The organism is Rhizobium sp. KNZ14-9A, assembly GCF_056755015.1.
The window spans coordinates 1,860,620-1,883,891 of record NZ_JBPGXB010000004.1 but is presented as its reverse complement, the minus strand read 5'-3'; the positions used below and the strand labels follow the sequence as shown (position 1 = coordinate 1,883,891).

Here is a 23,272-nt window from a genome sequence, read left to right as displayed (position 1 = left end):
AGGGGCAAGTGTTTTGGACAACATTAGCGTATCGACGACGGACGTTCGCATCGAACGGCACGCCACGCAGCTCTCACGCCAGTTGAAGCTGCTGCGAGAAAGGCTCTTCCCGCCGCTTTCGCAAAAGACGCTCAGGACATTCACCTCGGGTGAGGCGGCGCAGATGATCGGCGTCTCCGATGGCTATCTTCGCCAGCTTTCCTTGGACGGCAAAGGTCCGCAGCCGGATGTCTCGCAGAATGGCCGTCGCTCCTACACGCTCGGCCAGATCAACGAGTTGCGCCAACATATGGCGAAGATCAAACCGAAGGATGCGCTCTCCTACCTGCCCTGGCGCCGCGACAGCGAGAAGCTGCAGACGATCGCGATCACCAATTTCAAGGGCGGTTCGGCCAAGACGACGACGACGCTTTATCTGGCGCAGCATCTGGCGCTGGAAGGTTATCGTGTTCTTGCGATCGATCTCGATCCGCAGGCCTCGCTCTCCTCCCTGCTTGGCGTCCAGCCGGAATTCGATCTCGGCGAAGGCGACACGCTCTATGGCGCGATCCGCTACGATGCCCAACGGCGCCCGTTGAAGGATATTATCCGCAAGACCTATTTCGACGGTCTCGATATGGTCCCGGGCAATCTCGAACTGATGGAGTTCGAGCATGAAACGCCGCGTGCCTTGAGTGATCGCCACAAGCCGGAGGAGCTATTCTTTCGGCGCGTCGGCAATGCCATCGCCGAGGTTGAGGCGGATTACGATATCGTCGTCATCGACTGCCCGCCACAGCTCGGCTATCTCACGCTCGGCGCCGTCTGCGCCGCCACGTCGCTTCTCATCACCATCCATCCGCAGATGGTTGATGTCGCCTCCATGTCGCAATTCCTGTTGATGACGTCCGACCTCTTGTCGGTGGTGCGCAAGGCCGGCGGTGACCTGCAGCATGATTTCATTAAATATGTCGTCACCCGCCATGAGCCTTTTGACGCGCCGCAGTCGCAGATCGTGGCACTCTTGCGCAGCCTCTTCGGCGATGATGTGCTGACGGCGACCATCCTGAAGTCGACGGCGATTGCCGATGCGGGCCTGACCAAACAGACCCTCTATGAAATTGAAAAGGGGCAGGTTCGCCGCTCCACCTATGACCGGGCACTGGAATCGGTTAACGCCGCCAATGGCGAAATTATCACCAGCATCCATAAAGCATGGGGCCGCACATGAGCAGACGAGATCGACTGAAGGGATTGTTCACCGACACGGCGCAGGAGTTGGCCGCGGCCAACTTCGAGGAAACCGCTGCGCGCGGTGCAGCCGGTCCGGTGCGCACCATGGCCCTGACACTCGGCCGCATGGAGGAAGAGAGCAGGGCGATGGAGGAGGCTCTGCTGTCCGGCGAACATATCGTCGAGCTCGATCCTGAGCTGATCGATTCGTCCTTCATCCGCGATCGCCTCGCTGATGAGCCGCTCGATCTGGAAGACGAACTAGTTCAGTCGATCGCCGAGAACGGCCAGGAAGTGCCGATCCTGGTGCGGCGCAATCCGCATCACGACGGGCGCTACCAGGTCGCCTATGGCCATCGCCGCCTCCAGGCCGTCAAGCTGCTCGGCCGAAAGGTGCAGGCGGTCATCCGCAAGCTCGACGATACCGATCTCGTCATCGCCCAGGGCATCGAAAACTCTGCGCGCCGCAATCTGTCCTATATCGAGCGCGCCGTGTTCGCGCTCAATCTTGAACTGAAGAAGTTCGATCGCCCTGTTATCATGAAGGCGCTCTCGACTGACAAGACGGAACTGTCGAAGCTCATCTCCGTGGCAAGGGCTATTCCCGCGGATATCATCCAGGCTGTCGGAGCCGCCCCCGGTATCGGCCGCAGACGTTGGATGGCGCTTGCGCAGGATTGGACCGAAGCCGCGGCATCACGTCTGACCAAGCTGATTGGCTCTTCCACCTTTAACGCCGTCGAGAGTGACCGCCGCTTCGAGCTTGTCATCGCCGAGCTTTCGAAGAAGGAAGAGACAAAGCCCGAGGGCACGGAATATGACTGGAAGCCTGCCAGCGGCGGCAAGATCGCCGGCCGCATCAAGAGTTCCGGCACGTCCTTCACCATCGCCCTGAAGACCGGTGACGCGCCGGATTTCGGCGCCTATCTCTCTGGTCGTCTTGATGAGCTCTATGACGCCTATAAGGCGGGGAAAGCCGGTTGAGGCAGCATGGAGGGGGCGAGCCGTTTGCCCTGTGCGCGCAATTCATCAACGCTCGTAAATGGTCCCATCCGAAAACCCGGTGGAAACTTCCGAGGCGCGGGGATCGCGTCATTGTCCGTGTCTGTGCGCCATGAGATAACTGACGGAAGGAAATGCGGGTTTCGCTTCCCTTTGTGAGAATCCACCAAGCCTAACAATGCGATACGATATTGACGCCGCAATGCTCCAAACGCTGCTTCCAGCCATTGCCGGGGCGGAAGATGCCTTGGCACGGCTTGATGAGCGGGTAGCGCGCTCGCCGGTGGGGCAGGGCTTTGCCGAGCGCAGCCATTATCTCGATGCGGCAGGCGCCCTGTGGGTGGCGGGCGAGCTTGTGCATGTCGAGGATCTCGTTCTGCACGATGCGCATATGGATAGCCGCGCGCCAAGCCATGAGCTGACGATTGCCCATTCCGTGCTGCGTGTCCGCAGGCGCATCGAGACGGCCGATCCCGGCTGGGCGCTAAGCCCGGTAGGTCTTGGTGTTTTGACTGCCAGCACATTGGAAGGGCAGGAGAGGGTGCCAGACGCGGGAAGTGCGGAGCCTGGGAGCGAGCCTGATGATGAGGATGACGAGGCCCCGCTTGCCGCCGAAATCGCCGAGCTCGATGCGCTGCTCGCCCGCTCGCAACAACTTCTCGACCGTCATGCCGGAAAGCCTGTTGCGCAGGAGCCGGAGCGGACTGCGCCCTCGCAGCGCGATGACGATCCGCTCGGCCTGTTCGGTGACGACGAATGGAACGAGGAGGAACGGCTTCGGGAATGGCGTGGTCTGATCCCGCTCGTCGAGGAACTGCCGCCCAGTCTGGCCGCCGCCATCCTCTTCGACGCCTGGGAACGGATCGAACCGGTGCGCCGCCAACATTGGTTGGGCGGCCTGCTGATTGCCAGTAGCCTGCGTGTCAGAGGCAAGGTCGCCTCGCATCTCTTTTCCTTTCACACCGGGCTGAAGCAGATCCGCCACGAGCGCCGGCGCTCCCGCGACCGGGTCACGCGCCTGCAGGCCTTCATGGATGCGATGCGGGAGAGTGCGATCACTGGCCTCAAGGAGATCGATCGCCTGTCGCTGGCGCGCACGCAGATGGAGCTGCGCTTTCGCGGGCGACGCTCCAATAGCAGCCTGCCGCAGCTTGCCGATTTCATCCTGTCGCGGCCGATGGTGTCGGCCGCCATGATCGCCCGTGAGCTTGGCGTCACGCAGCGCGGCGCATTGAACCTGATCAACGAGATCGGCATTCGCGAGATCACCGGTCGCGGCCGTTACCGGGCCTGGGGCATCATCTGAAACCACGGGCCGTTGCCACAAACGAAAACGGCCGGGCGTCAAGCCCGGCCGTTTCTTTAGGGTGAGCACCCGATCCGCCATCCTGTCACAGATTTCGAACCGGGCGCTCTGCGCTTCCATTGCCCCCAGAAGCGCAGTCCTTATTCCCGCTCGCCCGTGAAGTTGAGCAGAAGCTGGAAGATGTTGACGAAGTTCAGGTAGAGCGAGAGCGCGCCGAAGACGGCCAGCTTCTGGTTCGATTCCTGATCGTAGTTTTCCGAATACTGTTCCTTGATGCTCTGCGTGTCGTAGGCGGTCAGGCCGACGAAGACGACGATGCCGATCACCGAGATGGCGAATTGCAGGGCCGACGAACCCAGGAAGATGTTGACGATACCGGCGATGATGATGCCGAACAGGCCCATCATCAGGAACGAACCCATCTTCGAAAGGTCACGCTTCGTTGTGTAGCCGTAGAGGCTGATCGCGCCGAACATGGCAGCTGTGATGAAAAAGGTCTGCGCGATGCTCGTCTTGGTGAAGACCAGGAAGACGGAGGCGAGCGACAGGCCCATGACAGCGCAGAAGGCCCAGAAGGTCATCTGTGCGGTGCTCGACGACATCGACTGGATGCGGAACGAGAAGAAGAACACGAAGGCGAGCGGGGCCAGCATCACCACCCACTTGAGCGGGGTCTGGAAAATCGGCACGTAGAGCGCCGGCGTCGAGCCGACGATGAAGGCAACGATGCCGGTTATGACGAGGCCGAGCGCCATGTAGTTGTAGACGCGCAGCATGTGCTGGCGCAGACCTTCGTCGAAAAGGGTCTGTGTTTGGGCGCCGGAGCCGTAACCATAGCGGGGATTGATCGGGTTCATGACTGATCTCCTCGGTTGAACTAGTAGAGTGATCGGGCAAGCCGTTCGGCTGCCTGATCGAGATTGGTGCCGCTGTTGTCGGCGATCAGCGCGTAGGCGACCTCGCCGATCTGCCAGTAGGCGGCTTCTGTCTTTTCAAGGGCAACGTGGCTGACGGGCTTCACCTCGAAGGCGCCCGGCCGGACGGCAAAGAGCGACAGGCGCTTGCCATCGGTCTCCTCGATTGCCATTTCGACGCTTGGACCAAAATCCGACGGGAAGATTTGCACATCGGCGACCTTCCAGCCCTTTGGCAGTTCGGGCATCACGATTGCGGTTGCAGCGCGGATTTCCTCGGCGCTGTAGGTCATTGCCGTCTGCGACGGGATGGTTTCACGAAGCGCTGCCGTGCGATAGGCGCGCACCGCATCCTCGACATAGGCCGGTGCCGGAACAGAAGCTGCGACTTCCGTTGCCGTAAAGGCGCCGAAGGAATTATGCGCCACCCAGCCGGCGGCAAGCAGAACACCGACAGCAGCGATGCGCTGCATCGAATGCAGGATGCGACCATAGGAAAGACCGCGTTCCAGCTTTCGGGCGGCATCGCGCGTTTCGGGGCGGCCAAAGGCGCTTTCGCCTGCTAGCGCCAGCCGCAACTCGCCCTTCATGCTGAGATCGGCCATGACCTTGGCGGCGATCGCCGGATTCTCCGACAGATAGGATTCCACCTGGATGCGCCGTGCGACACCGAGTTCGCCGTCTACATAGGCGTCGAGATCGGCATCGATGATTGGATCAATCGCCTTCATTGCCGTTCCCTCCAACTAATTTCAGATGCGCAATGCGCGGTGTCTTCTCCTCGAACTCGCGCAACTGGGCGCGGGCGCGGGAAATACGCGACATCAGCGTGCCGACGGGAATGCCGAGCGCATTGGCCGCTTCCTGATAGGACAGATCCTCGATCGCCACGAGATGCAGCGCTTCACGCTGCTCTTCCGGCAGATCGAAAAAGGCGTTGCGCACCTGCTGCAGGCGCACCGCATGCTCCTGTCCGGCCGGCAGCGACTGCTCCGCCTCGACCGCCGCCTCGTCATGGCGGCGGGTCAGCGAGCGGGTCTGCCGCACGCGGTCGATATGCGCATTGTGCAGAATGGAAAGCAGCCAGGTGCGCAGGTTTCCGCCGCTGCGGAAGCTCTTGCGCTTCTCGAAGGCCCGGACCAGCGCGTCATGCACAAGATCCTCCGCCTCGTCCGAATTGCGCACCAGCGAGCGCGCGTAGCGACGAAGCGCTGCGAGCTGACCGATGACATCGAAGGGGCGTTCTTTCCGTTCCATGATTGAGTATACGAAAGCATCGCAGATTTTATTCCGAAGCGATGCAGAATTTTTTGTATCGGCCGGAAAGGGAGTGCCGGCTTTCGGGCAACGCCAAAAACCTCCGCCATTTGCCATGGCGGAGGTGGTGTCTCGCAGCCTTAATACAAGGGATCAACCGTTCGCATGATACCGCGGTCAGCCCTCGGGCATGATCCCCGGCTGGTCGGAAGGGAATTTTGAAATGTCCTGGACGCTGACATTGAGATGTTGGGCAACGAGGGCGGGCGGTGTATGCGTGAGCCACGAGGAGAGCCCGACTTCCTGGTATTCGGCGACCTTGAAGACGGCGACGAATTGCAGATCGGTCTTGCCGGTATTCTCGATGACATGGCCCTGGCTGCGTTTGACATAACCAATATCGCCGGGTCGGAAATCGGCGGTCTGGCTGCGCGGGCCGGCATCGAACACCGTCATGCGGCCTTCGCCCTTGATCCAGTACTGCCATTCGTCGGCATTCGGATGCCAGTGCATTTCACGCACGCCACCCGGCTTGATCGTCTCGATCGCCGCAGCGATCGTCTTTGAGACCTTGAAGATGCTGCTGTCGGCAAGCTGGATCGTGCCCGACGCATTCTGCTTCAGCGGTGCCGATGCCGTCAGCCGGTAGGTGAAAGGGTAGGGCGGCAGGCCCGCAGAAGCGACGGCTTCCTGGTCGGCCGAAAGCGGACCCGGCTCCTTGCCCTGGAAGATCCAGAGATCCTGCAATGGGATGTTCTTGAAAGTGTCCTGCGGTACGCCGAAGTTCTTGGCAAGCAGCTCCGGCGATGTATGCGCCAGCCAGTCGGTCAGGAGCAGCGTGCCGTATTCGGACTGGTCGCCCTCGTCGAAGACGAGGACGAATTCGCAGCCCTCGGGCCCGAGGCCCTGCAGCGAATGCGGGAAACCGGCTGGAAAATACCAGAGATCGCCAGCCTCGACGTCCTGTACATAGGCGCGGCCCTGCGGATCAAGCACGGTCACCCGGCAGCGGCCATTGGTCATGATCGCCCATTCGGAAGCCCGGTGCCAGTGCATCTCGCGGATGCCGCCGGGACCAAGGCGCATGTTGACGCCGGAGACCGCTTCGGAAATTGCAAAATCGGCCTTCGTCACCTGCCGTGCCCAGCCGCCGTTCTGGATGCGCTTGGGCGCATTGTTGAACGAGCCCCAGAAGAGCTGCATGTCGCCGACATCGGTTGCCGGCGGGCTGCCGAACGAGGGAAACTGGTCGTTGATGGCTGGGTTCTTCGGGCCGGGATCGGAAAGGCCGGCTGGATTGGCGTTGATCGCACCCTCGGCCGGCTGGTCGGGATTGCCGAAGCTCGCTGCGTGCGCAGCACCCGCCGCAAGTGCCGTTCCGCCCATCGCTCCGAGCGCTAGAACCGTACGTCTAGAAAGAGGTTCCATGGTTTTAATCCTTTCGTGTCGATTGGGTGGATTATTCCGCCGGGGCATCTGCGCCGGCGATGGCGGGTCGTTTCCGGCTGACGAATTCGCTCAGCTTTTCCAGGTAGAGGTAGACGACCGGAGTGGTGTAGAGCGTCATCACCTGGCTGATGAGCAGGCCGCCGACCATGGCGTAGCCGAGTGGCTGGCGCAGCTCCGAGCCGGTGCCGTGGCCGAGCATCAGCGGCAGGCCGGCAAGAAGTGCCGCCGCTGTCGTCATGATGATCGGGCGGAAGCGCAGGAGACAGGCCTGGCGGATTGCGGCTTCCGGCGACAGTCCCTGCTCACGCTGGGCGGCGATGGCGAAGTCGACGATCATGATGCCGTTCTTCTTGACGATGCCGATCAGCAGGATCACGCCGATCAGCGCGATCACGGTAAAGTCGAAGCCGAAGGCCCAGAGCATGGCGAGAGCACCGAGGCCCGCGGAGGGGAGCGTCGACAGGATCGTCAGCGGGTGGAAATAGCTCTCGTAGAGTACGCCGAGGATCAGATAGATCACGGCAATCGCTGCAAGCACCAGCAGGGGTTCGCTTGAGAGCGAGCTCTGATAGGCCTGAGCATTGCCCTGGAACGTGCCGATGACGGTTGCCGGCTTGCCGAGATCGGCCTCAGCCTTGCTGATCGCGGCAACCGCCTGGCTGAGCGCGGTCCCCTTTGCAAGGTTGAAGGAGAGTGTAACGGCCGGAAACTGGCTCTGGTGGTTGACGGCGAGCACGGCCGTCGGCTCCGTCGTCTGCTTGACGAGCTGGCTCAAGGGAACCTGCTCGCCCGTCAGTGGCGATTTGATATAGAGACCGTTGATCGCCAGCGGCGACTTCTGGAACTGCGGCGCAAGCTCGAGAACCACATGGTAGCTGTTCAGGTCGGTGAAATACTGGGTGACCTGGCGCTGGCCGAAAGCATCGTTAAGCGTATCGTCGATCGTTTGCGGCGCAATGCCGAAGCGCGATGCCTGGTCACGGTCGATCGTAAGCGTCACGGTAGCGCCGCTATTCTGCTGGTCGGTGGCGACATCGGTCAGCTCCGGCAGCGTCTTGAATGTGGCGAGCAGCTTGGCTGCCCAGTCGTCGAGTTCTCCTGCATCACCGTCCTGCAGCGTATATTGGAACTGCGTGGCCGAGGCCCGTCCGCCGACATTGATATCCTGCGCCGGCTGCAAGAAGAGTTCTGCACCCTGCATCTGCGCGAGTTTCGGACGAAGCCGGTTGATGATTTCGCTTGCCGAGGCATCGCGCTGGTCTTCAGGCTTCAGCGTGATGAACATGCGGCCGTTATTGACGGTCTGGCCCGCTCCGCTGCCGACGGCCATGCCGACGGTCGCAACTCCGGGATCGCTGGCAACGATATTGCCTGCTTCGAGCTGGTGGCGCGACATTTCAGCGAAGGAAATATCCTGCGCGGCTTCGAGTGTACCGGTGATCAGGCCGGTGTCCTGGATTGGGAAGAAGCCCTTGGGAATATTGACGAACAGGAAGCCGGTTGCCGCAAGCGAAGCGATGAAGACTGTCATGGTCAGCCGGTGATGGCGCAGCGCGATATCGAGCGTGTAGCGGTAGGCGGCAAGAAGCCCGTCGAACGCCTTCTCGCTCATTGCATAAAGTCTGCCATGGTTGACGTCTTTTTCCGGCTTCAGGAAGCGTGAGCTCATCATCGGTGTGATGGTCAGCGAGACGATTGCCGAGACGACGATCGTCATCGTCACTGTGATTGCGAACTCCCGGAATAGCCGGCCGACAATGCCGCCCATCAGGAGCAGCGGAATGAAGACGGCGACGAGCGAGATACTGATCGAAATGATGGTGAAGCCGATTTCGCGCGCGCCGTCGATTGCCGCTTGTTTCGGCGTTTTATCCATCTCCATATGGCGATGGATGTTCTCGACCATCACGATCGCATCGTCGACGACGAAACCGACGGCGATACTCAAGCCCATCAACGAGAGATTATCGAGGCTGAAGCCAGCGACATACATCAGCGCCAATGTTGCCAGAAGCGCCAGCGGCACGGTGACGCTCGGGATCACCGTCACCCAGACATTGCGCAGGAAGATGAAGATCACCATGACCACAAGGGCGATGGTGATGACAAGCGTCGTTTCGACATCTGCCACCGAGGCGCGGATCGTGGTCGTCCGGTCGCTGAGGATGGAGAGGTGGATGGCGGCCGGTGCGATCGCTTGCAGCTGCGGCAGGGCAGCGCGGATCGCACCGACCGTATCGATGATGTTGGCGCCCGGAAGCTTGAAGATCGGCAGGAGGATCGCCCTCTTGCCATCAGCCCAGGCCGCCAGTTGATCGTTTTCCGGTCCGTCGATCGCCTGGCCGATATCGCTGATGCGGACCGGAGCGCCGTCGCGATAAGCGACGATCGAATCGTTCCAGGGGGCGGCCTTCAGGAGCTGGTCATTGTCATAGATCGTGTAGGTGTGCTCTCCACCCTGCACACTGCCTTTCGGTGAGTTGCTGGTGATGCCGGTCACGGCGCTGCGGATATCCTCAAGCGAAAGTCCCATCTCGGCGATCTTGCCGGGATCGATCTGCAGCCGTACGGCCGGCTTCTGCTGTCCGAAGATCAGAACCTGCGAAACGCCGTCGATCTGGCTGACATGCTGCGCGAGCACGCTTTCGGCAAAATCGTCGACTTGCGTGAGTGGCAGGGTATCTGAAGTGAGCGCAAGAACCATGACCGGCGGATCGGCGGGATTGACCTTGCGATAGGTTGGCGGCGAAGGCAGGTCCGTCGGCAATTGCCCCCCGGCTGCGTTGATTGCGGTCTGCACGTCCTGGGCGGCGCTATCGACGTCGCGCGACAGATCGAATTGCAGAGTGATCGCGCTCGAGCCGAGCGTACTCGTCGAGGTCATCTGGGTGACGCCGGGGATCTGCCCGAACTGCCGTTCCAGCGGCTGCGTTACCGCCGATGCCATCGTTTTCGGATCGGCGCCGGGGAGCTGTGTCGAGACCTGGATTGTCGGAAAATCGACTTGCGGCAGAGGCGCAACCGGTAGCAGAGGGTAGGCGACGATACCGATGCCGAAGAGGCCTGCCATCATGAGCGAGGCGGCGATCGGCCGCTCGATGAACCAGGAGGAGATCGACATGGCCTACTCCTTGCTGGCGGCTTGCGTAGCGGCCGCCTGTTGAACGCTGACATGAGTGCCGACATCCAGCCGATACTGGCCCGACGTGACGACCTGTTCGTTGCCGGAAAGGCCCTTTTCGATGACGGCGTGGCCGCTCTCGATCGGCCCGGGGGTGACCTTGCGCACGGCAGCCGTTCCGGTGGCATCGATAACGTAGACGAAGAAGCCGTCCTCTCCCCGCTCAAGTGCTGCGGAAGGAATGGTCACGGCCTTCTGGAGCGTCTGCTGCTTGACCCTCAGCGTCACGAATTGACCGGGCCAGAGCGCATCATCCTTGTTGTCAAAAATCGATTTGATGCGGATCGTGCCGCTTGCCTGATCGATTTCGTTGTCGATGAGCGAGAGCGTGCCTGACGCAAGCTGCCGCGACTGGTCCATCGGCATCGCCGTCACCTCGACCGGGCCGGCCTTCAGCGCGTCGCGCACCGCGTCGAGATCGTCCTCACGCAGTGTGGAGACAACCGTGATTGGCTGTGTCTGGGTGATAGTGACGATCGGGGTCGTGTCGGTCGTGTGGACCTCGTTGCCGGCGTCGATCCGGCGGATACCCGTGCGCCCGTCGATCGGTGAGCGGATTTGCGTATAGGAGAGCGAGATGTCAGCGGCCTCTTTGGCCGCCTGATCCTGCACAAGTTGTGCCTGTGCACTTGCCACCATGCTTTGCTGCTGCTCGACGGTTTCCTGCGTGACGATCTGCTGCTGGCCCAGTTTCTGGTCCTTGCCGAGCAGATATTGGGCGTTGGCGAGATCGGCCTGGTCCTGCTTGATCTTGGCGGCAGCCTGATCGTCGGCTGCCTGGAAAGGGCGCGGGTCGATGATGGCGAGCACATCGCCCTTCTTGACGGCCTGTCCCTCGACAAACATCACGCTCTGGAGCTCTCCGTCGACACGCGTCGTGATATTGACCGTATAATTCGCCTGCACCGTGCCAAGGCCGTCGAGATAGACAGGCACGTCGGTAACGGCAGGGGTCGCGACCTCGACCGGCACCGCCGGCGTGCCGGGCTCCGGGGCGGCAATGGTCGGCCCGGTTCCTGCAAACCAGAAGGCTGCGGCCGATCCGCCCGCAATGGCGAGAATGGCGGCAGCGGCGAGGATCGCCGGTTTCCGGCGACGACGGGGTTCAATCACGGTACGGATGGATGTCACTGCCGGCTCCATAGACTAAAGGTTGAATTATGCTGCAACGGCCGCCGGCATTGGGCGGCCTCCGTATCTGTCTCCTGAACTGACGGGCTGGTGCCGAAGCCAGGGGTCAGACTGCTGATTATCGGCAGGCCGACCGGCGCTTCTGTGTCCTGCTAGATCAATTCAATGCGAGAAGGCTACGTCCGGGCGGGCATCGGCGCATCTATACGCAGGTCTAGTCGCCGTTCCCCATAGGTATACGCTCCCGCATCCGGATAGCCGCCGGCGCGTGGAAGGACCGGCGCGAAAAGCAGTCGCACCGGCTCACTGCACCTATACGACACATTGAAGACGACGACGCCGGCGGTCCCGCTCAAGGGAAGACCCTGGTCTTCGGCGAGCCGACGTTGATTGCCGAGATCGAGTTTCGCGGCTGGATGCATGAAGGAGCCCGCGCCATGCGTCCTACAAGGGACTGGGCGAGGTAGAGGACAACACCACTGTCTTCGATCTGTCCGACGGGCTACCGTGACGATAGGTCGAGATTGGCCCCCTCGATCAGAAGGCCCGGACCTGTTACTCAGCTACTTATGATCGCCTCGACCTACCAGCTTTTTCTTTTTGACTTTGACGGCACGCTGGCCGACAGCGGCGCCTGGATGGTCGGCGCGCTCCGGCAGATGGCCGATCGTCACGGGTTCAGGAAGCCCACCGATTCCGAGATCGATTATCTTCGCGGTCTTTCCAATCGAGAAATCCTCAAATGGCTGGAGATCCCAGGTTGGCGGCTCCCCTTCGTCGCGCGGGACATGCGCAAGCTCGCCGGCACGGCAACCGTCGAGCTCTTCCCGAGCACGGAGAAACTCCTTTCGGAACTCGCCGCGCAGGGTGTCTCGCTCGCGATCGTTAGCTCGAACAGCCGCGTCAACATTGAGCGCGCCCTCGGTCCGTCGGCCGGCCTGTTCACGCATTTCGAATGCGGTGCCTCTCTCTTCGGTAAGGGCAAACGGATCAGACGTGTGTTGCGAGCGACCGGCCGACCGCCAGCCGAGGCCATCGTCGTTGGCGACGAGGTGAGAGACGTCGAGGCAGCGGCCAGCCAGGGTGTGGCGTCAGCGGCGGTGACCTGGGGATACGCCCGACGCGACGCGCTCAAAGCCGCTTCTCCGACGCATCTGGTCGAGACGGCAGATGAGCTTATCCGCCTCGCTCGGGCTAAGGGTCAGTCGCAATCTTAGCGGGGGAAATCGAGGCTGGCGCGGCACTTACGAGTTGTTGCGCAACTCAGCGCGCGGGCCGACGGCCCGCAAGACAAGGGGAGGGCTATGGCGATCTACCATATGAGCATGAAGCCGATCGCCCGCAGGGGCGGCCGCAGCGCCGTCGCCTCGGCTGCCTGCCGTCAAGCTCGGCCTTTTTCAGAGCAAGTTCGACGGTGAAGGCAAAGTCCTCGCCGAGCCGCGGCCGGTAGGAGGCAAGCCGAATTTGCGCATCGTTCAGCCGGTTGCGATAGCTCACCCGTTCGACTTCCATGCCGCCTTGTGCATCGATCGCGGGACGGCTGAGGGCACGATCATTCGCAGCGCAACAGACAGAGGTCGGCCTGGGCCGCGCGGCCCTCAATCGCATGTGGCATGCGCACGCCCGAAATCTGTTCGCTGCAGCGCCGCCACAGCATAGCCAACAGCATCGAAGATCGGAATCCGTCCATGCCGCGATCGATGCACCAAGGCTTATTCGAAGGAATATCGAGCGTCGCCCGGTCAGCCGGCTGAGGCCGGGTGTGCGTCGGCGGCCGGCGGGTTCTTGCGGAAATCGGGATGCAACGGTCCGAAGGGCATGGCGCCCATGCAGGCGACAAGCGCAAGGCCGGCGATCGCAGAACAGAAGGACAGGACGAAGATATCAGCATAGGCGAGCACGCTTGCCTGCGCATGGATATCAGCCGCAACTGCGGAGAGGGCTTCGAGACTCCCGCGATGGCTTGTCCCGAACAGCGTCTCCAGCTTTGCCAATACGCCGTGAAGATTGCTCGACGATCCCGAGATCGGCCCCGTCAGGATATTGGAATGGTACTGCTCGCGTTGTCGGAACCAGGTGTTCAAGAGGCTCAGGGCCAGTTCGACGCTACCGAGCCGGATTACCTGGATATAGGCGGATACGGCCGTGGAGCGTTTCGGGTCGGAATTGGCGATCAGGTAGACGACCGTTGCGAAGAAGGCGAAGGATTGCCCGGCCGTATGGAGGAGCACGACCGGCAGGAAGTTAAAGGGCGCCCATGTAATGGAGAGGTTTGATCCCCAGAGAGAGCCGAGCGCCATCGCCGCCAACCCCATCATGATGCAAAGGCGCGCATCGATCCGGCGCAGCAGGAAGATCGCAAACGCGATGAACAGAAAGACCGGGATGACCGCGCCGAAAATGTAGAGTTCGGATATGGCGATCGGCCGCAATCCGACGACCGACTGCAGGAAGCCCGGAATGGAAATCGAGGCGCCGGAACTGGCAAAGGTGAAGGAAATGATGATCGCATAGCCGATGCCGATATTGCGCGAGAGGATCACGCTCGCATGCGCCCAGGGATTGGCGACGACACTCTCGTTGATGAGGAAGCCGATGAAGAGAATCGTGCCGCCTGCCAGCAGCGAGGTGACGATGCCGGAATTGAACCAGTCCAGCCTGTTGCCCTGATCGAGACCGACATAAATCATCGTCATCGAGCATCCGAGCAGCATCATGCCGCCCCAGTCGGCATCCTTGAGCAGGCTTGAATTGATCTCTTCTTTGGGAGCACCGATGATGAGGAGAAGGGCGATGATCGGCGTGACAATCACATCCTGCCAATAGGCCCACTGCCAGCCGAGATAATCATCGTAGATGCCGACGAGCACGAAGCCGAGATTCTGCGATAGCGGAACGCGAAGCGCGTAGATCGAAAGGCCGATCAGCCAGTATTTCATGTCGAGATTGCGGAAGATAACCATAATGGTGGCCGGAAGGAAGACGCCGAGCAGAAGGGCTCGCGCCGCATGCAGCGCAAAGAGTGCGCCGCCGTCATGGACCATCGGGATAATGAGCGAAATGCAGGCATAGACCAATGTCGTCGGGATCATCACGCGTCGCACACCGAAAACGGTGGCGATCCAGGCGACCGCCGATGAAATGAGGATCTGCGGTGCATTGGCGACGGTGCTGAGCCATGAGGCTTCGTCGAAGCCAAGCGAATAGGCGCCACGGATATCGGGCAGGCCGACGGCAAAGACGCGCGTATCGAAGCCGACCACGAAGGAGGCGAGCAACAGGGCTGCGACGATAAGATACGGATGGCTGGTCGTCGTGCCGCTGGTCAGCGGACCAAAGGCGCGCGGAGCCGCGCTCATTGGTCCGGGTCCTGCTTGGTATCCACCGTAACGACGGCCGACATTCCGGGCTTCAGCCGATCAACGAGTGGCTGGCCGGGATCGAAGACGATCTTGACCGGGATGCGCTGGACGACCTTGGTATAGTTTCCGGTCGCGTTGTCTGGCGGCAGCAGCGCGAAGATCGAGCCGCTTGCCGGAGACAGGCCGATGACCTTGGCATGCAGCGACTGGCCGGGGAAGGTGTCGATGGTAACCTGCGCAGATCGGCCCGGCGTGATCCGGGAAAGCTGTGTCTCCTTGAAATTCGCGGTGATATAGACGCTCGGAAGCGGCACTTCCGACACGAGGCTGGTGCCGGCCGCGACAAAATCGCCTTCATGGACGAGCCTGCGGCCGATGACGCCATCGAAAGGCGCGTAGATGCGCGCATAGCTCTGGTGGATCAGGGCGGTATCGAGCGATGCCTCAGCCGCATTCACCTGCGCCTGCAGCAGCGGGGATTGTCCGTTGAGAACGTTCAGCTGGGCCTTTTGCTGCTCGATCGAGGCTGCCGTCGATTTGACCGAAGCCTGGGCTTGCAGATAGGCGGCCTGCGCCTGCTGCAGCAGCTGTTGCGAGGTTGCGCCGCCAAGGCTGGTCTGGCGGTGGAACTCCTGCTCGGTCTGGGTCTGCTGTGCTAGGGCCGATGCGTTCTGCGCTTCAGCCACCTGCACGACGGCCTTTTGCAATTCGACCTGGTTTGCGAGATTGGCAAGCGACGCATTTGCGGCTGCAAGATTGGCCTTCGAGACGGCGACCGCCGCGTCATATTCCCGCGGATCGATTTCGGCGAGCAACTGGCCTTTCGTCACCGTCTGATAGTCGGTGACCGGGGTGCTCTGGACGATGCCGCTGATCTGGGCGCTCAGCGTCGAGACATCGGCGCTGACCACGGCATCGTCCGTCGATTGATGCGATGCGCCCGCCACCCAACGGTTCCAGTCGACGGTCACGATTGCCACTCCGGCGCCCACGAGCGTGATGGCGAGAAGGGGAATGGCAAGCCGTCTCAACGACACCACGGCTCCCGGGGAGGGCGCAGAAGGCGCGGCGGGAGCTTCCGGCGGCGGCGAGCGCGCGGGCTCGGACGGGCTGAGGCTGGTGATGGTGATCTGCTTGGCCACGCGCGCCTCACTTCTTGCCGCGGTCAGCGGAAATCTTTGCGCGGACGCGAACCGGGGCCGGGACGAAGGAGACGTGGCCGGTGCCATGGACCTGCAGCCAGTAGCCAAGCGCCATGAAAACCGCGCCGCCGATGAGGTTGCCGAGCGTGACCCAGACGAGATTATGGACGGCGGCGGCAAGCGTGACGTTTGCGGGATGCTCGCCCATCAGCGCCATCGAGAAGGTGAACATGTTGGCGACGCTGTGTTCGTAGCCCGCGGCCACGAAGATGGTAATCGGCCAGAAGATCAGCATGACCTTGGCAGCGGCATTTTCCGTGCGTCCAGCCATCCAGATGGCGAGGCAAACAAGCCAGTTGCAGAGAATACCGCGGGCAAGAAGCTCCAGCGATCCCGCCGACATCTTGGCCGAGACAATCGAAAAGAACGCCTGGCTTCCGTCGCCGAGAAGCACACCGCCGCCGGCCAGATGGAAGAGGCCGGCAAGTACCACGGCGCCGATCAGGTTGCCGATCCAGGCCGCGATCCAGACAAGTAGCATATCGGCAACACGGCTGCGCCGCGTCAACACGGCAAGCGGCATGTACATCGCCGTTCCCGTGAAAAGCTCGCTGCCGGCAAAGACGACGATTGTCAGAGCAGAGGAGAAGACCACGCCCATGACGAGATGCGCCCAGGCCGGATCGGCATGAGCGCCGGCGGTAAACATGATGATATCGCCGAAACCGATATAGGCGCCGGCCATCGCCGCCCCGATCAGGAAGGCAGGAAGGTGGCTACGGACCTCTTCGGCTTTCTCTTCGCCGGACTGGGCAAAGTGATCAATCGAATCCTGATACATGACAGTACCTCGTCTCTTTGATGATCGAACCGGGCTTCGTCCCGGACGCTCGAGAAGTTAATCGCGCAAGTCGCATCGCTGAATCATACCTACGTCTAGGCTATCTCCGGACAGGCCGGGACATCTGTTGTCATGCTCGCATGCTACTTCGGTCGCGACGGAAAATCGCGCAATGCTGAAAAAAAGAGGCCGCCTTCCGATACGGAAAGGCGGCCATTTGCGGATCCTCGGGCAATCCGTGACTTCGGGCGGAGGGGAGGGACACCGGGAAGCCTTAACCGAGATTTCTATCGCCTGTCAGGAGGAGGCGTCAGGCGATGGGAAGGAAGTTACGCCCATCTCGAAGCGGGCGGAACTAAACTTTCGTATTGGCCCGCCTAGACCAGCGCGCGATTTCATCCAGTCCGGCCGCACCCCTATTCTCTCGATCGATCGGCGAGCCCTCGTCGACGATGTCGGGCAGTACCCGCGGTCAGCTCCCATGAACTGCGCTGCCGATAGCAACCTCAACTTCGAACAGGACCCATCATGAAAACCACCCTTCTTTCCCTTCTCGTCGCCGGCATGCTGGCCGCGCCTGTCGTTGCAAACGCCGCCCAGGCCGATGTCGGCAAGCTGGATTGCGACGTTTCCAAGGGCATCGGTGTCATCGTCGGCTCCAAGCAGGATCTCGACTGCACCTACACGCCGAGCGCTTCCGACGACGCCAGCCAGCACTATGTCGGCACGATCACCGATTTCGGCCTTGATGTCGGCACCATCGAGAAGGGCCGGATGGTCTGGCTCGTCTTTAGCGCCACGCGCGAACCGGTCGCCGGCCTGGAGGGCAATTATGCCGGTGTCACGGCTGATGCCAGCGTCGGTATCGGCGGCGGCGCTAATGTGCTGGTCGGCGGAACGAGCAAGACCGTCTCGCTGCAGCCGGTTTCGCTCGAAGGCGATGTCGGCGTCAATCTGGCCGTCGGTGTCACGGCCTTGAAGCTGCAGTTCGCAGAGTGAGCGGGATCGGGTCGATTTGTCACTGCGTAAGGGCCACCAGAGCGCTTGCGCCAAGATCAAACCTTTCCACGATCTAACTACACCGGAGCTTGGCAAATCGTAGACGAGGACTCCGGATGCCTTTCATGCGGTTTCGACTTAAACCGCATGAAAGGCCCACAGCTTGGTGCCATCTACTAGCAAAAATGCGAGTTGGCGCAGCCAACACGTTTGCGCATCCTTGCGACCGTTCCGACGGAGCGGAGCTAACAGCGATATCCGTCGCCGTCTTGTTCAGGCGTAAGAGTGTCTCCGCTTTCGACGAACCCATAGGTTTCGTTCGCAAGAGGCTTTTACGTGGCCATATCACATTTCTCCGTCAGAATCGTCGCCCGCGGCTCTGGACGCAGCGCGGTGCAGCTGGCGGCCTATTGCCATTGCGCCAGAATGGAATTCGAACGGGAAGCGCGAACTATCGACTACACGCGCAAGAAGGGGCTTTTGCACGAGGAGTTTTCCATTCCTTCGGATGCGCCGCAATGGCTGCAGTCGATGATCGCTGATCTTTCCGTTGCCAGCGCATCCGAGTCCTTCTGGAACAAGGTGGAGTCTTCCTCGAAGCGCGCCAATGCGCAGCTTGCCAAGGAGGTCACAATCGGCCTGCCGATCGAACTTTCTGCCGAGCAGAATATCGCCCTGATGCGCGACTTCGTGGCGACCCATGTGACTGCGAAGGGCATGGTCGCAGACTGGGTCTATCACGATGCCCCCGGCAATCCGCATGTGCACCTGATGATGACGCTGCGGCCGCTGACCGAGGATGGATTCGGCCCCAAGATCGTCGCCGTGCGTGGTCCTGACGGTCAACCGATCCGCTATGGTGCAGGCAAAATCGTGTACGAGCGCTGGGTGGGCGACATCGACGAGTTCAATGCATTCCGCGACGGCTGGTTTGCCTGCCAGAACCGGCATCTGGCGCTTGCCGGTCTCGACGTCAGGGTCGATGGGCGCTCCTTCGAAAAGCAGGGGATCGAGCTGGCGCCAACCGCCCATCTGGGTGTTGCCACGAAGGCGCTCCTACAAAAGGCCTCGAATTCCGGTCAAGCCGTTGTGCTCGACCGGCTGGAATTGCAGGAGGAACGGCGCGCAGAGAATGCTCGCCGTATCCAGCTGACACCCGATATCGTGCTTGACCTGGTCACGCGGGAGAAAAGCGTCTTCGACGAACGTGATGTGGGCAAGGTGCTGCATCGCTACATCGACGATCCTGGCCTGTTTCAGAGCCTGATGGCGCGGATCGTCCAGAGCCCGCGTGCTTTGAAGCTCGAGGAGGAGCGGACCGATTTTACCACCGGGCTGCGTACGCCGGCCAGATACACGACCCGCGAGATGATCCGCCTGGAAGCCGAGATGGCGAACCGGGCGATCTGGCTGTCGCAGCGCTCATCGCATGGTGTCAGACGAAGAGCTCTGGAGGCGACGTTTGCGCGTCATTCGGCTCTGTCTGACGAGCAGAAGGTGGCGATCGAGCATATTGCCGGCGGGGAGCGGATCGCAACCGTGATCGGCCGAGCCGGCGCCGGCAAGACGACGATGATGAAGGCGGCCCGCGAGGCCTGGGAGGCGGGAGGTTATCGTGTCATCGGCGCAGCACTTGCCGGCAAGGCGGCAGAGGGACTGGAGAAGGAAGCGGGTATTGTCTCTCGCACCCTGTCGTCCTGGGAACAGCGCTGGAGCCGGGGCCGAGACCCGCTCGATGACAAGACGGTCTTCGTTCTCGACGAGGCCGGCATGGTGTCGTCCCGGCAGATGGCATTCTTCGTCGAAGCTGTCACGCGGGCCGGCGCCAAGCTCGTGCTTGTCGGCGATCCCGAACAACTGCAGCCGATCGAAGCGGGTGCCGCCTTCCGGGCAATTGCCGATCGCATCGGCTATGCCGAACTCGACACGATCTACAGGCAGCGCGAACAGTGGATGCGTGACGCCTCGCTCGACCTTGCCCGCGGCAATGTCGGTGGGGCCATCGACGCCTATAGGGCCAACGACAAGATCATCGGCTCGCAGCTGAAGGCGCAGGCCGTCGCCAGTCTGATCGCGGACTGGGATCGCGATTACGATCCGGCCAAGACCTCGCTGATCCTGGCGCATCTGCGCCGCGACGTGCGCGCGTTGAACGAGATGGCACGCGAACGGCTTGTCGAGCGCGGTATCGTGGAACAGGGCTTCGTCTTTGCGACGGCTGAGGGCAAACGCCAATTTGCTTCCGGCGACCAGATCGTCTTCCTGAAGAACGAGGCTTCGCTCGGCGTCAAGAACGGCATGTTGGGCAAGGTGGTCGAGGCAGCGCCCGGCCGCATCCTCGTCCAGATCGGTGTGGGCGATGACAACCGGCAGGTGGTCGTGGAGCAGCGCTTCTACGGGCATGTCGATCACGGTTATGCCACGACGATCCACAAGAGCCAGGGCGCCACCGTCGACCAGGTCAAGGTTCTGGCCTCGCTGTCTCTCGACCGGCACCTGACCTATGTGGCGATGACGCGCCACCGCGAGGATCTTGCCGTCTACTACGGACGCCGGTCCTTCGAAAAGACGGGTGGTCTCATACCGATCCTGTCGCGCAGGAATTCCAAGGAGACGACGCTCGACTACGAGGGCGGCTCATTCTATCGGCAGGCACTTCGTTTTGCCGAAAGCCGCGGTCTGCACCTCGTTCGGGTCGCGCGGACGCTGGTCGCGCATCGGCTGGAATGGATGGTCAGGCAGAAGCAGACGCTCATGAGCCTCGCCGCCCGTCTGGCCACTGTCGGCGAAAGGCTCGGTGTCGCAAGAACCGCATCGACGGCTCACCTTGTCAGCGCAGACAAGGCAGCAAAGCCGATGGTATCCGGCATAACGATCTTCCCTCAGTCGATGGCACAGGCCATAGAGGCCAGGCTCGGCGCCGATCCCGGCCTCCAGAAGGAGTGGGAGGATGTCTCGTTGCGGTTTCGTCTCGTCTATGGGCAACCGGAGGCGGCATTCAAGGCGGTCAATGTCGACGCGATGATCCGGGATGCAAGGGTGGCTGCGAATACAATATTGAAGATCGCGAATACGCCGGAGCTATATGGCGCTCTCAGAGGCAAGACAGGCTTGTTGGCCGGTAAGAGCGACAAGCGCGATCGGGAAACTGCTCTTCTCAATGTTCCCGCCCTATCTCGCTCTCTGGAGCGCTTTCTGAAGATACGCGTTCAGACCGCGCAGAGGGCTGAGATGGCAGAGTACGCTCGACGGCAGAACTTGTCGGTTGAAATCCCAGATCTGTCGCCGAATGCGAAAGCTGCTCTTGAGCGCGTTCGCGATGCGATCAATCGAAACGATCACTCCGCTGGTCTGGAATCTGTGCTTGCTGACGGAGCCGTAAAGGCCGAGCTCGAAGGGTTCGCACGCGCCGTTTCTCAGCGGTTCGGAGAGCGTACTTTTCTCGGAATAGCGACGAAGGATGCTGACGGCGAAGCGTTCAAGACCCTTACCGCCGGAATGAGCACTGCGCAAAAGCTGGAGATCAAGGCTGCCTGGGCCTCGATGCGGACCGTCCAACAACTGTCTGCGCATGAGCGTACTGTCATGGCACTCAAGCAGGCGGAGGCAATGCGGCAGACGAAGAGCCAAGGACTATCCCTGAAATAGCCTATTGATGAATGCAGTCCGCAAAGCCAATCCATGGCAGATACATCGCCCACCGCGACAGCGATTGACCGATATCTTATCGTCGCGGCCGCACCAACGACCGCGCGATATCGATGATGTCGTCACGCGAGGCGGTCGGATCTTCCCTGTTCCAGGCGACGCCGAGCCCGATCTTGAAGTCGACGCCCCTCACCTTCTTCAATTCGAAGCCGCGGTTCGGCAGATCCTGCGTCCATTCCGGCACGAAGCCGATGCCAAGCCCGGCGGAGACCAGCGACACCAGCGAGAAGGTGTCATCACATGTATAGGCGACATTGTCGGTCAGATCGTGTTCCTCGAATTTCTCCGCGAAATAGCGCTCGCTGTAGGACAGGTTCTGGCGGGAGAAGGAGATGATCTTCTCGTTCCGCAGATCCTCGAGACCGATCTCGCTCTTCAATGACAAAGGGCTCTGCTTGGCGACGGCCAACAGATAACGTTCATGGGCAATCGAGAAGAAGCGTAAGGAGCCGATATTCTCCACCGGCCGGATGAAGCCGAGATTGATGCGGCCTGCCTCGATATGGCGGATGATGTCATCGGTGGTGCCGCTTTCGACATGGATGCGGATATCGGGATATTTGCGGGCAATGCGCGCAAGGAAGGACGGCAGCACGCCGATGGTGGCGGGATAGACAGTGCCGATCGCAATCCTGCGTGTCGTCTTGCCGGCCACCGACCGGGCGATCTCGGTCGACAGATCCACCTCGCTTAGGATCCTGACCGAGCGCTCATAAAATGCTGCCCCTGCCCTTGTCAGCTCCACCCGCCGTGTTGTGCGGAGGAACAGCTGCACGCCGAGTTCCTTCTCCAGCGCCATCACCTGGTTCGACAGTGCCGGTTGGGCGATATGCACCTTGGCCGCCGCGCGACCGAAATGCAGCTCCTCGGCCACCGCAACGAAGTAGGATAGCTGGCGTAGTTCCATGGTCTACATGCTCCTATCGACACCTCAAGACGCCATTTACATATTATAGTTGATAAACTTAAAGTGTGTAAACTGCGATCTAATGCGCATGGATATGCGCAAGCTGGTCGGTCGTAATTTTGCTCGCCTGCGTCGGGAAAAGGGCCTGACTCAGGAAGATGTCGAGGTGCGATCAGGATACAGTCAACAATATCTAAGCGGGCTGGAGCGGGGCCGGCGCAATCCCACTGTTGTTACCATTTACGAGCTCGCTCAGGCGCTTGGTGTTAGCCATGTCGAACTTGTTGCTCCGGACGCTCATAACGGTAGCCCGATCCCCGACCGCTTTTGATATTTGTCTTTGTCCGCAGGATCCGGCAACAACGGCTCGCAGTTAAGGCGTTGCTCGCCCCAGCAAAAGCTCTTTGCTAGTCCATAGCCCGCCTCTGACGCGTGCCTGAATTGCAACCGCGCTTCGCAAAAGGTAAGTTGGCCCGTCGTAGCACACGCAACTTTTGTTTTCAATATCTAACTTTCGGAAAAAGAAAGTTTTATGATAAAGCCGCCTCAGTGCCGCGCTGCGAGAGCGCTGCTAGACTGGACTCAAAGTGATCTAGCCGAGCGCACAGCTATCAGTTCGGTTTCTATACGAGCGTTCGAAAAGGGCGGAGAGATGCGGGAAAGCAATCTTCGGCTCATCAAGCTAACTTTTGAATCTGCTGGCATCATCTTTCAGGATGAAGGGGAGACGGTTCCTGGCGGCATAGGTGTTAGGCTCAAGTCGGACTCTGAACCAAAATAAGATTCTGCAATAAATCGCCGAATTCATATTGAGAGTGACGTCCGACGGCACGATCGCCCTTCCGGTCATCCTTGAATAGG

General features: G+C 61.0%; 17 protein-coding genes and 1 pseudogene. 8 read left to right on the top strand and 10 right to left on the bottom strand.

Annotation, left to right across the window (positions count from 1 at the left end):
* Nucleotides 1–13 precede the first annotated feature (13 nt).
* The 3 genes from repA to ACR9ZQ_RS38940 all read left to right on the top strand — a co-directional run bounded on the left by repA (nt 14) and on the right by ACR9ZQ_RS38940 (nt 3,520).
* Entirely contained in the window at nt 14–1,210 is a 1,197-nt protein-coding gene (gene repA / locus ACR9ZQ_RS38950) for a plasmid partitioning protein RepA (protein WP_481430562.1), read from the top strand.
* Nucleotides 1,207–2,196 carry a plasmid partitioning protein RepB gene (repB, locus tag ACR9ZQ_RS38945; RefSeq protein ID WP_310380161.1) on the top strand — a complete coding sequence of 330 codons (990 nt, stop codon included), beginning with the start codon at nt 1,207–1,209 and terminating at the stop codon, nt 2,194–2,196. Before repA ends, repB begins: the two co-directional genes overlap by 4 nt.
* A gap of 196 nt (nt 2,197–2,392) precedes the next feature.
* Nucleotides 2,393–3,520, top strand: a complete 1,128-nt coding sequence (locus ACR9ZQ_RS38940; RefSeq protein ID WP_481430561.1) for an RHE_PE00001 family protein — start codon at nt 2,393–2,395, stop codon at nt 3,518–3,520.
* Nucleotides 3,521–3,660: 140 nt separating this feature from the next.
* Here ACR9ZQ_RS38940 and ACR9ZQ_RS38935 read toward each other — a convergent pair whose 3' ends face one another.
* The 6 genes from ACR9ZQ_RS38935 to ACR9ZQ_RS38910 form a co-directional block, all read right to left on the bottom strand.
* Entirely contained in the window at nt 3,661–4,377 is a 717-nt protein-coding gene (locus tag ACR9ZQ_RS38935) for a Bax inhibitor-1/YccA family protein (RefSeq protein WP_113185105.1), read from the bottom strand.
* 20 nt (nt 4,378–4,397) lie between these two features.
* Nucleotides 4,398–5,165, bottom strand: a complete 768-nt coding sequence (locus ACR9ZQ_RS38930) for an anti-sigma factor family protein (protein ID WP_481430560.1) — start codon at nt 5,163–5,165, stop codon at nt 4,398–4,400.
* Nucleotides 5,152–5,691: a sigma-70 family RNA polymerase sigma factor gene (locus ACR9ZQ_RS38925; protein ID WP_481430559.1), complete on the bottom strand. Its 540-nt coding sequence runs from the start codon at nt 5,689–5,691 to the stop codon at nt 5,152–5,154. The genes ACR9ZQ_RS38930 and ACR9ZQ_RS38925 overlap by 14 nt, the downstream gene beginning before the upstream one ends.
* A gap of 177 nt (nt 5,692–5,868) precedes the next feature.
* The gene (locus tag ACR9ZQ_RS38920) at nt 5,869–7,119 is read right to left on the bottom strand and encodes an oxalate decarboxylase family bicupin (protein ID WP_481430558.1); all 1,251 of its coding nucleotides are present in this window, start codon (nt 7,117–7,119) and stop codon (nt 5,869–5,871) included.
* Between the two features lie 31 nt (nt 7,120–7,150).
* Complete coding sequence (locus tag ACR9ZQ_RS38915; protein ID WP_481430557.1) at nt 7,151–10,261, bottom strand: efflux RND transporter permease subunit; 3,111 nt, start codon at nt 10,259–10,261, stop codon at nt 7,151–7,153.
* A gap of 3 nt (nt 10,262–10,264) precedes the next feature.
* The gene (locus ACR9ZQ_RS38910; protein ID WP_481430556.1) at nt 10,265–11,452 is read right to left on the bottom strand and encodes an efflux RND transporter periplasmic adaptor subunit; all 1,188 of its coding nucleotides are present in this window, start codon (nt 11,450–11,452) and stop codon (nt 10,265–10,267) included.
* Nucleotides 11,453–11,770: 318 nt separating this feature from the next.
* Between ACR9ZQ_RS38910 and ACR9ZQ_RS38905 the strand changes: the two are divergent.
* Both ACR9ZQ_RS38905 and ACR9ZQ_RS38900 read left to right on the top strand, forming a co-directional pair.
* Nucleotides 11,771–11,963, top strand: a pseudogene (locus tag ACR9ZQ_RS38905) (non-homologous end-joining DNA ligase); the annotation flags it as partial.
* 58 nt (nt 11,964–12,021) lie between these two features.
* Nucleotides 12,022–12,669: an HAD hydrolase-like protein gene (locus tag ACR9ZQ_RS38900; RefSeq protein WP_481430555.1), complete on the top strand. Its 648-nt coding sequence runs from the start codon at nt 12,022–12,024 to the stop codon at nt 12,667–12,669.
* A gap of 525 nt (nt 12,670–13,194) precedes the next feature.
* Here ACR9ZQ_RS38900 and ACR9ZQ_RS38895 read toward each other — a convergent pair.
* Genes ACR9ZQ_RS38895 through ACR9ZQ_RS38885 form a run of 3 tightly spaced genes read right to left on the bottom strand, consistent with a single transcriptional unit; the run spans nt 13,195 to nt 16,797 of the window.
* Nucleotides 13,195–14,811, bottom strand: a complete 1,617-nt coding sequence (locus tag ACR9ZQ_RS38895) for an MFS transporter (RefSeq protein ID WP_481430554.1) — start codon at nt 14,809–14,811, stop codon at nt 13,195–13,197.
* Nucleotides 14,808–15,956, bottom strand: a complete 1,149-nt coding sequence (locus ACR9ZQ_RS38890) for an HlyD family secretion protein (protein ID WP_481430553.1) — start codon at nt 15,954–15,956, stop codon at nt 14,808–14,810. The genes ACR9ZQ_RS38895 and ACR9ZQ_RS38890 overlap by 4 nt, the downstream gene beginning before the upstream one ends.
* A gap of 7 nt (nt 15,957–15,963) precedes the next feature.
* On the bottom strand, nt 15,964–16,797 hold the full coding sequence (locus tag ACR9ZQ_RS38885; protein WP_481430552.1) for a formate/nitrite transporter family protein: 834 nt from the start codon (nt 16,795–16,797) through the stop codon (nt 15,964–15,966).
* 528 nt (nt 16,798–17,325) lie between these two features.
* On the opposite strand from ACR9ZQ_RS38885, the gene ACR9ZQ_RS38880 reads away from it, so the two are divergent.
* Both ACR9ZQ_RS38880 and traA read left to right on the top strand, forming a co-directional pair.
* Nucleotides 17,326–17,796: a DUF992 domain-containing protein gene (locus ACR9ZQ_RS38880; RefSeq protein WP_481430551.1), complete on the top strand. Its 471-nt coding sequence runs from the start codon at nt 17,326–17,328 to the stop codon at nt 17,794–17,796.
* A 336-nt stretch (nt 17,797–18,132) separates the two neighbouring features.
* Nucleotides 18,133–21,444, top strand: a complete 3,312-nt coding sequence (gene traA, locus ACR9ZQ_RS38875) for a Ti-type conjugative transfer relaxase TraA (protein WP_481430550.1) — start codon at nt 18,133–18,135, stop codon at nt 21,442–21,444.
* A gap of 76 nt (nt 21,445–21,520) precedes the next feature.
* Here traA and ACR9ZQ_RS38870 read toward each other — a convergent pair whose 3' ends face one another.
* A complete protein-coding gene (locus ACR9ZQ_RS38870) occupies nt 21,521–22,411 on the bottom strand; it encodes a LysR family transcriptional regulator (RefSeq protein ID WP_481430549.1) in 891 nt (296 codons plus the stop codon).
* An 88-nt stretch (nt 22,412–22,499) separates the two neighbouring features.
* Between ACR9ZQ_RS38870 and ACR9ZQ_RS38865 the strand changes: the two genes are divergently transcribed.
* Nucleotides 22,500–22,742 (top strand): helix-turn-helix domain-containing protein, encoded by a 243-nt coding sequence (locus ACR9ZQ_RS38865; RefSeq protein WP_442207756.1) that lies wholly within the window; start codon nt 22,500–22,502, stop codon nt 22,740–22,742.
* Nucleotides 22,743–23,272 lie beyond the last annotated feature (530 nt).

Excerpts from the sequence above, each read along its gene's own strand:
- repB (WP_310380161.1), top strand. The coding sequence starts at position 1,207 with ATGAGCAGACGAGATCGACTGAAGGGATTGTTCACCGACACGGCGCAG.
- ACR9ZQ_RS38940 (WP_481430561.1), top strand. The coding sequence starts at position 2,393 with ATGCGATACGATATTGACGCCGCAATGCTCCAAACGCTGCTTCCAGCC.
- ACR9ZQ_RS38935 (WP_113185105.1), bottom strand. The coding sequence starts at position 4,377 with ATGAACCCGATCAATCCCCGCTATGGTTACGGCTCCGGCGCCCAAACA.
- ACR9ZQ_RS38930 (WP_481430560.1), bottom strand. The coding sequence starts at position 5,165 with ATGAAGGCGATTGATCCAATCATCGATGCCGATCTCGACGCCTATGTA.
- ACR9ZQ_RS38925 (WP_481430559.1), bottom strand. The coding sequence starts at position 5,691 with ATGGAACGGAAAGAACGCCCCTTCGATGTCATCGGTCAGCTCGCAGCG.
- ACR9ZQ_RS38920 (WP_481430558.1), bottom strand. The coding sequence starts at position 7,119 with ATGGAACCTCTTTCTAGACGTACGGTTCTAGCGCTCGGAGCGATGGGC.
- ACR9ZQ_RS38915 (WP_481430557.1), bottom strand. The coding sequence starts at position 10,261 with ATGTCGATCTCCTCCTGGTTCATCGAGCGGCCGATCGCCGCCTCGCTC.
- ACR9ZQ_RS38900 (WP_481430555.1), top strand. The coding sequence starts at position 12,022 with ATGATCGCCTCGACCTACCAGCTTTTTCTTTTTGACTTTGACGGCACG.
- ACR9ZQ_RS38895 (WP_481430554.1), bottom strand. The coding sequence starts at position 14,811 with ATGAGCGCGGCTCCGCGCGCCTTTGGTCCGCTGACCAGCGGCACGACG.
- ACR9ZQ_RS38885 (WP_481430552.1), bottom strand. The coding sequence starts at position 16,797 with ATGTATCAGGATTCGATTGATCACTTTGCCCAGTCCGGCGAAGAGAAA.
- ACR9ZQ_RS38880 (WP_481430551.1), top strand. The coding sequence starts at position 17,326 with ATGAAAACCACCCTTCTTTCCCTTCTCGTCGCCGGCATGCTGGCCGCG.
- ACR9ZQ_RS38870 (WP_481430549.1), bottom strand. The coding sequence starts at position 22,411 with ATGGAACTACGCCAGCTATCCTACTTCGTTGCGGTGGCCGAGGAGCTG.
- ACR9ZQ_RS38865 (WP_442207756.1), top strand. The coding sequence starts at position 22,500 with ATGGATATGCGCAAGCTGGTCGGTCGTAATTTTGCTCGCCTGCGTCGG.